The sequence below is a fragment of the Corallococcus sicarius genome (genome assembly GCF_003611735.1).
Taxonomy (GTDB): Bacteria; Myxococcota; Myxococcia; order Myxococcales; family Myxococcaceae; genus Corallococcus; species Corallococcus sicarius.
The window spans coordinates 1-12,186 of record NZ_RAWG01000297.1 but is presented as its reverse complement, the minus strand read 5'-3'; the positions used below and the strand labels follow the sequence as shown (position 1 = coordinate 12,186).

Annotated in this window: 10 protein-coding genes; 5 read left to right on the top strand and 5 right to left on the bottom strand. The window is 71.1% G+C overall.

The features are described 5' to 3' along the window. The 4 genes from D7X12_RS32760 to D7X12_RS32745 all read left to right on the top strand — a co-directional run. Nucleotides 1–742: energy transducer TonB (locus D7X12_RS32760; RefSeq protein WP_147443868.1), on the top strand; the 742-nt coding region annotated here is incomplete at its 5' end. 14 nt (nucleotides 743–756) lie between these two features. Next, on the top strand, nucleotides 757–2,136 hold the full coding sequence (locus D7X12_RS32755; RefSeq protein ID WP_120629160.1) for a PepSY-associated TM helix domain-containing protein: 1,380 nt from the start codon (nucleotides 757–759) through the stop codon (nucleotides 2,134–2,136). 297 nt (nucleotides 2,137–2,433) lie between these two features. Next, on the top strand, nucleotides 2,434–4,728 hold the full coding sequence (locus D7X12_RS32750; RefSeq protein WP_244224925.1) for a TonB-dependent receptor: 2,295 nt from the start codon (nucleotides 2,434–2,436) through the stop codon (nucleotides 4,726–4,728). Nucleotides 4,729–4,748: 20 nt separating this feature from the next. After that, entirely contained in the window at nucleotides 4,749–5,429 is a 681-nt protein-coding gene (locus tag D7X12_RS32745) for a Fe2+-dependent dioxygenase (protein ID WP_120629158.1), read from the top strand. A 2-nt stretch (nucleotides 5,430–5,431) separates the two neighbouring features. Here D7X12_RS32745 and D7X12_RS32740 read toward each other — a convergent pair whose 3' ends face one another. Then, nucleotides 5,432–5,899 carry a universal stress protein gene (locus D7X12_RS32740; protein ID WP_120629157.1) on the bottom strand — a complete coding sequence of 156 codons (468 nt, stop codon included), beginning with the start codon at nucleotides 5,897–5,899 and terminating at the stop codon, nucleotides 5,432–5,434. Nucleotides 5,900–6,038: 139 nt separating this feature from the next. On the opposite strand from D7X12_RS32740, the gene D7X12_RS32735 reads away from it, so the two are divergent. After that, entirely contained in the window at nucleotides 6,039–6,911 is an 873-nt protein-coding gene (locus D7X12_RS32735; RefSeq protein ID WP_120629156.1) for an SDR family NAD(P)-dependent oxidoreductase, read from the top strand. 10 nt (nucleotides 6,912–6,921) lie between these two features. Here the strand turns inward: D7X12_RS32735 and D7X12_RS32730 are convergent, their stop codons facing one another. From D7X12_RS32730 to D7X12_RS32715, 4 genes are all read right to left on the bottom strand, one after another. Continuing rightward, complete coding sequence (locus tag D7X12_RS32730) at nucleotides 6,922–7,716, bottom strand: trypsin-like serine peptidase (protein WP_120629155.1); 795 nt, start codon at nucleotides 7,714–7,716, stop codon at nucleotides 6,922–6,924. Between the two features lie 266 nt (nucleotides 7,717–7,982). After that, a complete protein-coding gene (locus D7X12_RS32725) occupies nucleotides 7,983–9,470 on the bottom strand; it encodes an FAD-dependent oxidoreductase (protein ID WP_120629154.1) in 1,488 nt (495 codons plus the stop codon). Then, entirely contained in the window at nucleotides 9,467–10,813 is a 1,347-nt protein-coding gene (locus D7X12_RS32720) for a 2Fe-2S iron-sulfur cluster-binding protein (protein ID WP_120629153.1), read from the bottom strand. Before D7X12_RS32720 ends, D7X12_RS32725 begins: the two co-directional genes overlap by 4 nt. A gap of 209 nt (nucleotides 10,814–11,022) precedes the next feature. Beyond that, nucleotides 11,023–12,186: DUF8173 domain-containing protein (locus tag D7X12_RS32715; protein WP_147443867.1), on the bottom strand; the 1,164-nt coding region annotated here is incomplete at its 5' end.

Here is a 12,186-nt window from a genome sequence, read left to right as displayed (position 1 = left end):
GTGGGGCGGGGCGTTGATCGCGGCGACCGTGACGCACGGGGTGGCGCTGGCCCTGGCGCTGTCGTTCGCGAACCGTCCGCCGCCCGCGCAGGTGAAGCCGCCGGAGCCGGAGCTGGCGTTGATGGCCTATGCGCCGCCGCCTCCGCCGTTGGGTGGTGGACTCCAGGCGAAGCAGGCCCCCTCCGAGCCCGTGAAGTCCGTGGCGCGCAAGCCGCGCCCGATGCCCCGGGACCTGGTGGTGCCCGCGAAGGTGCCGGAGCCGGTGAAGCCGGAGGAGCCCACGCCGCCCGTGGAGGCGACCGCGAAGGACGTGGCTCCGGAGCCTTCCGCGGCGGTGGCGTCCGCGCCCGTGGGCCCCGGGGTGCCCCAGGGCGTCGTGGGAGGCGTGGAGGGCGGCACGGTGGGTGGGCTCGCCGGTGGCCGCGTGGGCGGCCTGGGTTCGGCGCCGGCCCTGTATTCGCCCCGCGAGGTGATGAAGCTGCCGGTGTTGCTCGACGGCAAGCCGGACTACCCGCGCCGCGCCCGCGAGGATGGCATCACCGGGGTGGTGATGGTGTACGTGGTGATTGGCGCGGACGGTCGCGTGGAGCCGGCCTACACGCGCATCCAGCGCTCCGTCCCCGGCCTGGATGATGCGGCCATCGAATCCGTGACGCGCTGGCGCTTCTCGCCGGCCCTGGGACACGACGGGCGCCCCGTGCGCGTGAAGGTCGTGATCCCCGTGAAGTTCGCCCTGAAGTAAAGCGACGCCCCTCCATGCCCAGCGCCCTCCGAAACGTCCTCTTCTGGATCCACCTGGTGTCCGGCCTCATCGTCGGGCTCGTCGTCGGGGTGATGTCCATCACCGGCGTGGCGATCGCGTTCGAGTCGCAGATCACCGACTGGGCGGACCGCGACGCCCGCCACGCCGCGCCGCCTCCCGCGGGGACGCCGCGCCTGTCGGTGGAGGAGATGCTCGCGAAGGTGAAGGCGGCCCGGCCTTCCGCGCAGCCCAGCGCCGTGACGGTGTACCCGGAGGCGGACAGCGTGGTGGCGGTGGCGCTCGGACGTGGCAGCGCCGTCTACGTCCACCCCTTCACCGGCGAGGTGCGGGAGCAGGGCGCGCAGGGCTGGCGCGCGTTCTTCCAGACGATGGAGGACGCGCACCGCTGGCTCGCGGCCCCCAGTGAGCAGCGCGCCGTGGGCAAGGCCGTGACGGGCGTCAGCAACCTGGCCTTCTTCTTCCTGGGCGTGACGGGCCTGTTCCTGTGGTGGCCGCGCAAGTGGACGCTGCGCTCCATGCGGCCCACGCTGTGGTTCCGCCGGGGCCTCAAGGGCAAGGCGCGCGACTTCAACTGGCACAACGTCATCGGCTTCTGGTCGCTGCCGGTGCTGCTGGTGCTCACGGCGTCGGCACTGGTGATCTCCTACAAGTGGGCGACGAACCTGGTCTTCACGCTCGCCGGCAGCCCGGTGCCCGGCGCGCAGGGGCCCAATGCCTCGCCGCCGGTGCCCGTGCCCACCCCGGCGCCGGGGACGGCGCCCCAGGGGCTGGATGCGCAGTTCGCGGTGGCGATGAAGCAGGCCAAGGCGTGGGAGAACATCACGCTGCGGCTGCCCACGCCCCCCAGTGGCGGCGCCCAGGGCGGCCGTCCTGAGGGCGGTCCGCAGCAGCAGGGGCAGGGCGGTCCGAAGGGCGAGGCCCGGACGGAAGGCCAGGGCGGTCCGCGAGGCGAAGGACAGCCCGAGGGTCAGGGCGCTCCACGAGGCGAAGGCCGGGGCGGGCAGGGTGGCCCCGGACGCGGAGGGCCGCAGGCGAGCGCCTTCGTCGTGCGTGAGCAGGACCGGTGGCCGCTGTTCTCGTCCACGCAGCTTTCGCTGGATCCATACACCGCGCAGCCGCTGCGCACGGAGACGTACGCGGACTTCAACACCGGCCGCAAGGTGCGCACCTGGCTGCGCTTCCTGCACACCGGTGAGGCGCTGGGATGGCTGGGCCAGCTCGTCGCCGCCCTCGCGTCGTTCGGCGCCGTCTTCCTCGTCTACACGGGCTACTCGCTGTCCTGGCGCCGCTTCTTCCCGCGCCGTCAGGCCCGTGCGACGGCGCCCGCTGTCACGACGCCCGAAGCAGCGGAGTCCAAGACGCACGCGGCCTGATCCGCGGCGCGCGGTTCCCCGCATCTCCCCACGGCCCGGACCGCGAGCGCGGCTCCGGGCCGTTCCATTTCACGCAGCGCCGTGTGGCATTCGCCCGACTGATGCGTGGCAGTGCGCGGGCCGCCGCGACGCGTTGGCATTCCCACCCGCCCGGGGAAGAAACTTCTTGTTCCACCAACCCAGGTATTGCATATGAGAATCATTCTCATTTAGGCAGCCCGCCCACCAAGGGGACTCGTGTCTACCGCCAAGCCCGGTCGTTCTGGAATCCGCTCTTCACATGGCAACCCTGGAGGCGTGCGCGGCGCGCTGTGGCCCTGGGGGCAGGCCGTAGGCCTCGCGTCCGCGCTCGCCGCCGGCAGCGCGGTGGCGCAGGAGACGCCGCCCGCCGCGGACACCTCGTCGGCACCGGTGCAGGAGTCCCGTCCGGTGGAGGAGACGCCGCCCGCCGTGACGACACCCGCGGCCCCGGCTCCGGCTCAGACGGTGGCCCCGGCTGCCGCGAGCGCGGAGGCGCGGCCCTCGGAGGAGCAGGACGTGTTCGTCCTGCCGACGGTGGAGGTGGAGGGTGAGGCGTCGAAGTACAACGTGGCGGAGCCCAGCCTGACGCGGCTGCCCCGGCCGCTGGTGGCCACGCCGCAGACCATCACGGTGGTGCCGGAGCGGGTCATCGAGGAGCAGCAGGCGACGACGCTGCGCGATGCCCTGCGCAACGTGTCCGGCATCACGGTGACGGCGGGGGAGGGCGGCCGCCAGGGCGACTCGTTCTCCCTGCGCGGCTTCTCCGCCCAGACGGACACGCTGCGCGACGGCGTGCGCGACCTGGGCTGGTTCACCCGCGACACGTTCAACCTGGAGGGCGTGGAGGTCTACTTCGGGCCGTCGTCGGTGCTCTTCGGCCGGGGCTCCACGGGCGGCGCCATCAACCTGGTGACGAAGAAGCCGAAGCGGGGCTCCTTCCAGGACCTGCGGCTGTCGGGCGGCACGGCGCCGTCCGGCCGCGTGGAGGCGGACCTCAACCAGGAGGTGTCCGAGCGCATCCAGCTGCGCGTGAGCGCGACGGGACAGCTCGCGGACGTGGCCGGCCGTGACGTCGTCACGGAGAACCGGGCGGGCATCGCGCCGTCCGCGCGCTTCGTGCTGAGCGACAAGGTGTCGCTGGAGGTGGACTACTTCTACCAGCACGAGAACAGCGTGCCCGACTACGGCCAGCCGTACTTCAACGGCTACCCGGTGTCCGTCACCCTGGACGTGCCCCGCGAGAACTTCTACGGCGTGCAGGACGGGGACACCGAGCGCGTGAACGTGCACATCGGGACCGCGCGCGTGCTGGCCGACCTGGGCGGTGGCCTCCGCCTGACGAACACCCTGCGCTACGGCGCCGTGGATCGCTTCGCCCGGCCCACCGCGCCGCGCGGCCTGACGCCGGTCAACGCGCCCACCACCATCGGGCGCCAGCGCTTCGAGACGGCCACCGACAACAACTACCTGGCGAACCAGACCGACCTGCGCGGCGTGTTCACCACCGGGTTCCTCAAGCACACCGCCAACGTGGGCCTGGACATCTCGCGCGAGCGGCGCAGCCTGTACCGCGACAACCTCACCGCGGTGGGCCTGCCCACGGGCCCCAACCTGCCCGCGGACCTCTATGAGCCGGATCCCAACCCGGACCTGTCCGCCGTCAGCCGCGTCTTCGCGTCGTCCAACGCCAGCCGGCAGTGGAACCTGGGCGTCTACGCGTCTGATCAGATCCAGGTGGGCCCCTACGTGGAGCTGCTGGGCACGCTGCGCTACGACAACCTCCACAGCGACTACTCGGCCACCAACGCCGCCGGAGAGACGACGCCGTTCGAGCAGGAGAACGGCCTGTTCAACTGGCGCGCGGGCGTGGTGCTCCACCCGGTGGCGAACGCCAGCATCTACGGCATGTACGGCACGTCCTCCAACCCGAGCGCGGAGCTGGCCACGCTGTCCAACGACACCGTCAGCCTGGACCCGGAGAAGAACGAGACCTTCGAGATTGGCGCCAAGTCCGACCTCATCGCCGAGCGCCTGAGCGTCAACGCCGCCGTCTTCCGCACGAACAAGAAGAACGCCCGCGTGCCCAACACGGACCCGGAGGGGCCGGCGCAGATCCTGGAAGGCAAGCAGCGCGTGCAGGGCTACAACGTGGGCATCGCGGGTTCTCCGGTGCAGCGCTGGAACGTGTTCGCCAACTACACGTTCCTGGACGCGAGCATCCGCGAGCACAGCAACGACTACCTGGAAGGCCAGCGGCTGGTGAACACGCCCAAGCGCAGCCTGTCGTTGTGGACCACGTACGCGCTGCTGGAGAACCTGTCCGTGGGCGGCGGCGCCGTCTACCAGGACGTGGTTCCGGTGAACAACCCGGCCAACGCGACGACGGTGCTCAGCAAGGTGCCCAACTTCTGGCGCTTCGACGTCTTCGCCAGCTATGCCTTCAAGAAGGTGGACCTGCAGCTCAACGTCTACAACCTCACCGACAAGCTCTTCTACGAGTCCTACTACGCGGGCCAGGCCGTGCCGGCCGAGGGGCGCTCGGCGCTCCTGTCCGCGCACGTGCGATTCTAGCGCGCAGGAGGAAGTCCCTGATGATGGTGCACATCCCGCGGGTCCTCACGCCTGAACAGGTCGCCCACTGCCGCGCTGTCTTCCAGCAGGCGGCGTGGGAGGACGGCCGGGCCACCGCGGGCACCCAGTCCGCCCAGGTGAAGAAGAACCTCCAGCTCCCCGAAGGGAGCCCCGCCGCGCGGGAGCTGGGGGACCTGGTGCTGGCGGGCCTGGAGAAGAGCCCGCTGTTCATCTCCGCCGTGCTGCCCCAGCGCGTCTTCCCGCCGCTGTTCAACCGCTACGAGTCGGGGATGGACTTCGGCTCGCACGTGGACAACGCCATCCGGCCGCTCCTGGGCACGTCGCAGCGCATCCGCACGGACGTGTCCGCGACGCTGTTCCTCAGCGAGCCGGACAGCTACGACGGCGGGGAGCTGGTGGTGGAGGACACCTACGGGAACCACTCGGCGAAGCTGCCCGCGGGGGACCTGTTGATCTATCCGGCCAGCAGCCTGCACCACGTCACGCCGGTGACGCGCGGCGTGCGGCTGGCGTCGTTCTTCTGGGTGCAGAGCATGGTGCGCGACGCGGGCCAGCGCGCCCTGCTCTTCGACCTGGACACGTCCATCATGCAGCTCACGCGCGAGGTGCCGAAGAGCCCCGCGCTGGTGATGTTGACGGGCGTGTACCACAACCTCCTGCGCCAGTGGGCGGAGCCCTGAGCCTACGCCTGCTCCGGCGTCACGTGCAGCGTGAGCACCGGGCACTTCGCCTGGCTCACCACCTTCTGCGCCACGCTGCCCAGCAGCATGCGCGTCAGGCCCTTGCGTCCATGCGTGCCCATGACGATGAGGTCGTACTTCCCGCGCTCGGACTCCTCCAGCACGATGTTGGCCGCGTCGCCAATCACCACCCGGTGGGAGAGGGCCACGGGCGCGCTGCCTTGCAGTGACTGCAGGAGCGTGGACAGCTCCTTGCCCGCGGAGTCGCGCGCCATCGTCTCCAGCGCCTGCGGATCCCAGCCGGGTGAGGCCACCAGCAGATCCGGCGCCACGTACTGCGGTGGCTCCCAGGCGTGGATGATGTCCACCGTGGCCCCGAAGGGCCGGGCGAGCTGCAGCGCGTATTCAACGACGGACCGCGAGCCGTCCTTCAAATCCACCGGCACGAGGATGCGTGAAGGGGCAGCCATGGGTGTCCTCCCCGGACAGAGAAAGCAAGGGAACGCCTGTCCGCCCCTGGAGCAGGCGGGCGGTCACAGGATGTGAGCAACGGAGCGGGCACGCAAGCCCGTTCAGGCATGGGCAGTTTTCTGTCCGAGGTTCACCCCCATGCGCCCTCCCATCGACCACGGTACCGTGCTCATCATCGGAGCGGCTGGCGGCATCGGCCGCGAGCTTGCCCGCCTTCTCTCCCCCCGGGTCAGGACCCTGGTGCTCGTCGCGCGCGAGGTGCAGGAGCTGATGCCGCTGCGCGATGAGCTGCTTTTGCGCAACCCGACCCTGGGGGTGATGCTCGAGGCCTGCCATCTGGATGATCCCCACGCGGTGGACGCGCTCTTCGAACACCTGGAGCGCCACTACGTGCGCGTGGACGTGCTCATCAACAACGCGGATCACACGATCAGCGGGCTGTACGCCGAGGCGCGCTGGAAGCGCATCGAGGAGCTGGTGCATGCGAACGTGGTCGCCCCCGCGATGCTGACGCACCGGCTGCTGGGCCCCATGCTGGAGCGGGGGCGGGGCGGCATCCTGATGGTCGGCTCCGCCGCCGCGCGCCTCTTCCTGCCGGGCGCGGTGATGTTCGCCGCCACGCAGCGCTTCCTGGACGGCTTCAGTGAGTCCCTGCGTCTGGAATTGGAGGACACCGGCATCCCCGTCACCTTCGTGGCCCCGGGCCCGCTGGCGCTGGAGCCGCCACTGCCGGACGAGGTGACGCCCTTCTTCCAGTTGTCCCTGCACCAGTGCGCCCGCGAGGCCCTGGCGGGCTTCGAGCGGGGCGAAGCGCTGGTGTACCCGGGCCTGGGGCACCGGTGGATGATGCGGCTGTTGCGCCTGCTGCCGCGCTCCTTCAAGCGGGGCCTGGGACGGCTGGCGCTGGGCGGACTGCGCCGCAAGCTCCTGCTGCATCCCTCCAGTCCCGAAGCGGGAGCGCCCCCGCGGCCGGTGCTGCTGGCCGGGGGGGAGCCCTCGTCCGCGTCGTGAGACGGGACGACTACAGGCCGATCTCCGCGAGGCGGGCCTTCACGCGCGTGGCCTTCACGCCCGTGTTGGCCGTGCCGCGGCCCTGCGAGTTGCCGCCGATGCCGATGTGGTGCAGCGCCACCACCTGGTTCGTCGACGTGGAGATGACGGGCGAGCCGGACGAGCCGCCCAGCGTGTCCGCGTTGTAGGAGATGTCCGTGGTGCTGTAGTTGCCGTTGAGCACGGTGCCCGGAGAGGACTTCTTCGTCGGGGTGCAGCCGCTGGACAGGTAGTAGTCGCAGTTCTGGTTCACGACGTACACGGAGCTGTTCGTCGCCGCGTTGGTGGTGGCGACGGTGAGGAAGCCGTACACCGCGCCGGGGAGCTGACCGTTGACGGCCGAGCAGCGCAGCGCCGTCATGTCGTCGCCGCTCCACGTCTTGATGAACGTGGCGCACGGGTACCAGATGCGCGAAGCGGACGCGACGCCGTCCTCATAGTTGAACGACACGCGCGCGCCCACCGCTTCGGACGCGCTGCCGATGCAGTGGTTGTTGGTGATGACCACGTCGTTGGACACCAGCCACGCCGTGCAGCGGCTGCCCACCGCCGGGATGGAGAGATAGCCCACCGCGAGGGACTTCGCGCGCTGCGTGCCCGTGAGGGACGTGGCGCTCACCCAGTTCAACGTCCCGACGATGACGTTGGACTCCTGCGACGCCAGCGCACCGTTGGGCTCCGCGTCCGGCAGGTCCTGCGGCTCCATGGAACCACACGCCGTCATGCCCAGCACCAGCATCGCACCCATGAGCTTCTTCGCGACCATCGGGAACCTCCTTCGCGCTGCATTGCGCGGCGCGAAGGGCAAGGCACATCGCGTGCCAGCGCACGTCCCAGAGGAGAGCCACCACCCGATCACCGCACGGGTGGTGCGTGGATGCTCCTTGCAACCCGGTTGCGTTTGTAAAGAAACGTCACATCCCCGGGCGAATCCCCAGCCATCCCGGGAGCTTGCGAGGATTTCTGGGAGTGCCGTTTTCGCGGACAATCAGGCAGGCCCTGTCCCAAGCGGAGACAGGGCCGGCCCTGGCTTCAGCCGATGATCATCTCCTCGCGCTCCAGGGTGCCTTCCTTGAAGCGGCGGAGGTTGAAGCGGGTGAAGAGCTCGTCGGAGTCGCCGGAGGTCATCCACTGGGCCATCCGCTCCGCGACAGCGGGGGCCATCATGAAGCCGTGGCCCACGAAGCCGGAGAGCTGGAGCAGGTTGTCCAGGCCGGGGGTGCGTCCCAGGATGGGGTTGTTGTCCGGGGTGACGTCGTAGAGGCCGCCCCACTGGCGCAGGACCTTCACCTGGCCCACGTTGGGCAGCTGCTCCGTGAGGGCGCGGGCGAAGCGCGACACGAAGCGCAGGGTGCTGCCCATGTTGGGGCCGGCGGGCTCCTTCGGGTCGCCCATGCCGCCCACGATTTCACCGCGCATGGACTGGCTGAAGTACAGGCCCGTGTCGAGCACCGACACCAGCGGCGACAGGAAGGGCTTGAGCGGTTCGGTGCTGAGGATCTCGTGGCGGTGGGGCTCGTTGGGGAGCGCCACGTCCACCAGGTTCGCGACCTGGGGGCTCCACGCGCCGGCGGCGAGCACCACGGTGTCGCAGGCGATGTCGCCCCGGTCCGTCTTCACCTTGCGCACCTGGCCGTTGCTCGTCTCGAAGCCGGTGACGTGGGTGTACGTCTCCACCTTCACGCCGCGCTTCACGCAGCCCTGCGCGTAGCCCCAGAGGAAGGCCCAGGGGAAGATGACGCCGTCCTCCGGGTTGTAGGCCGCGGTGAGGCAGTCCTTCATCGTCAGGCCGGGGACGATGTCGCGCGCCGCGTCCGCGGTGATGATGCGCGTGGGCACGCCGTACTTGTTGTGCAGCACGGCGTTCTTCTCCAGCCGCAGCGCGGTGTCCTTGCGCTTGGCCAGGAAGAGGTAGCCGCCCTGACGCAGCCACACGTTGACGCCCAGGTCGCGCGCGAAGACCTTCATCAAGTCGATGGAGCGCTTGGCCAGTTCGATGAGCGCCGGGGTGCCCCACTGCATGCGCACGCCGCCGCCGTTGCGGCCGGACGCGCCCGCGCACAGATAGCCGCGCTCCAGCACCACCACGTCCGTCTCACCGCGCAGCGCCAGGTTGTACGCCAGCGACAGGCCCATGATGCCGCCGCCGATGATGACCACCTTCGCCTTCTGCGGCACCGGCCCCTCCGGCCGGAGCGCGGACGGGAAGTGCTCCAGCTCCTGGGGCACGCCGCCCATGGGGGCCACGGACTCGTCCACGGGCGCGCTCGCGAGCACGCGCAGCTCCGTGGGGTACAGCGGCGGGCGGGGCGTGAAGGGCACCACCGCCTCCGGCTTGAGCGACTTCGCCTTCTGCAGGAGCGCCGCGACCGTGGAGTGGCAGCTCTTGCCCTGGCAGATGCCGGTGCCGAAGCCCGTGAAGCGCTTCACCGACTCCACGTCCCGGTAGCCCCGCTCCAGCGCGTGCTCGACGTCGCTGACGGTGACGTCCTCACAGGTACAGACGAGCGCCTTGCTCATGACAGCCCTCCCAGGAGCGCCTGGGCCGCGCGCTGTCCCATGGCCGCGGCGTCCTTCGCCGTGCCCGCGTGCGCCACGTCGCCCGCGACGAACACGTCCGGGGCCTGCGTGCGCCCGTCCGCGTCCGCCTCCACGCGGAAGTGGCCCGCGCCTTCGTCGAACTCCACCTTCGCTCCGCCCTGACGCGCCAGCTCGAAGCCCGGCGTCACCGGCACCGACACGATGATGGCGTCGCACGACACCTTCTGCTTGCGGCCCCCCTGGGGCGTGAAGCTCAGCGCCCCCACGCCGCGCAGGCCGTGGGCCTTGAGCCCGTCACCCACGCACGCCTTGGGGTGCGCGTTCGCGGGCAGCGGCCCCTTCAGGTCCACCACCGCGGCGATCTCCACCCCGCGCTGGGCCAAGAGGTGCGCCAGCGCGTGCAGCTCCGGGCCGTGGCCCACCAGCGCCGCGACCTCCGGGGCCACGTCGTGGCGGCGCAGGAGCAGGCTCGCCGCGCGGCCCGCGTACACGCCGGGCAGGTCGTTGTTCTCGAAGGGGAGGGTGGGCGGATGGCCGCCCACCGCGAGCAGGAAGCGCTTCGCGTACACCTTCAGCAGCCGCACGCCCTCCGGCTCCTGCGACGCCACCGCGAGGTAGCGCCCGTGCTCGTCGTCATACAGGCCGATGACGGTGGCCCGCCGCACCACGCTGCCCTGGGGGAACGCGGTGGGCTCCGGCACGAAGGGCGCGCCGTCCTCCGGGGTGCCGTGGGCCAGCCGTCCCCCCAGGTTCGCGTCGCGCTCCAGCAGGAGGAAGGGCACGCCCTTGCCGGCCAGCACGCGCGCCGCCTCCAGGCCCGCCGGGCCTCCGCCCACCACCGCGACCTGGATCTGGATCGTGCGCGAGGGCAGGGCCTCGGGGCCGGGCTCCTTCGGCAACAGGCCCAGGCCGGCGAGCTGCCGGGCCACCTTCGCCATCACGTCCTCCGCGATGGGGACGCCCGCGAACATCTCGTGGTGGTCGAAGCGCTTGGGGAAGAACCAGTCGATGGTCGCGAAGATGTCCACGTTCGCGGACGGGTACGCGTTCTGCCGCTCCAGCCGCATGCCCTCCTTCGCGGGGGTGCGGCACGTGTAGACATTGGGCAGGCCGTCCACGCGCATGAGGCAGTGCGAGCAGGCCGCGGCGAAGCAGAAGGGGCCGCGCGGGCGGTGGTACTTCACGGACCGGGAGAGGACGTTCTCGCCCGCGGCGATGAGGGAGCACGCCACCGGCTCGCCTTCGACGGCGGGGATGCTCTCGCCCTCGAGGTCCACGGTGATGGCCCTGCCGCGCGGGGTTGCGTCTGGGAGGCGTCGCATGGGTGCCGCCCAAAATGGCGCACCGGACCCGGGCGGTCAAAGCCTGTCGGCATCCGCACGCCCGCCACCAACAGCCCCCGCCGACAGCGCAGGTGATGGCGCGTGAACGTGGCACTTGTGGGGAAAGCAAAAGCCCCACTCCCGGTGCGCGGGGAGCGGGGCTTTCATGACGCGGTGGGGCAAGCCCGGGGGCTGTCAGGCCGGGTGCGTCAGACGGAGGCCTCGTTCCGGGGGAAGATGGGCTCCGGCATGCCCCGGGGGCGGTAGCCGAACCGGGTGCGGATGACGGCGCCGAACGCCAGCGGGATGAGGAAGAGGTTGAGCATCACGCCCAGCACCGGGATGTGGCTGATGAGCAGCAGGAGTCCCAGCCCCAGGGCGAGCACCCCTGCCTGCGTCTTGCGGCCGCGCAGCACCGGGATCCGCGTGCCCAGCTCGGAGGCGATGGCCGCGTAGCCCAGCGCCGTGCCCAGCATGGAGGCCACCAGGAGGGCGAACGCCACCGGGATGCCGATGAGGGTGATGCACAGCACGACGGTGAGCGGGATGAGCGCCAGCATCCCGACGATGCCCACGAACGCGTTCTTGCCGGGGCGACCGCGGATCTCCTCGCCCAGCTCCTTCATGCGCGCCGGGAAGAACATCTGCCCCAGGAAGCCCAGGCCGAAGAGCAGCGCGAACTGGAGGATGAACGAGGCCAGCCCGCCGCCCCGGTCACCGTGGTCGTCGTCTTCGTCCACGTCCTCCGCCGCGGTGGGATCACGCGCCTCGTGCATGCCGCGCTTGATCTCCCCCGCCACCATGCGGCCCAGCCCCGCGCCGCCGAAGGACTCCGTGCTGCCGTCCACCCTGGCGCCGTCCTCCTTCTGCACCTGGCCGCCGAAGGCGGACACGTCGCCGTCCACCTCCGCGTCCGGACCCAGGATGACGTTGCCGCCGAAGGCGTGCGCGTCCCCCTCCACGTGGCCGTGGATCTCCAGGTTGCCGCCGAAGGCGACCGCGTCGTCCTCCACCGTGCCGCGCACGATGAGGTTGCCGCCGTAGACGACGGCGCTCTCCACGGACTCGCCCTCCTTCACCTCCAGGTTCTGTCCGCGCGCCACCACGTCCCGGGCGCCGCGCTTGCCGCGCCGGATGCTCTCGCGGGCGCGCCGCATCTCCTCGCGCATGCGGTCCTTCAGCTGGTCGGCCTCCACCGCCGCCGTCTCGGCCTGGGCCCGGGCGGCCTCGCGGCGGGCCTCCTCGGCCTCCCGGCGCGTCTCGGCGTCGCCCTCGCTCATCTCGTCGCTGGACTCGGAGGCGTCGGAAGGCGTGGGGGGCGCCGGCGGCGTGGCGGCCATCATGGGAGGCGCGGGCGGCGCGGGGGGCGCTGG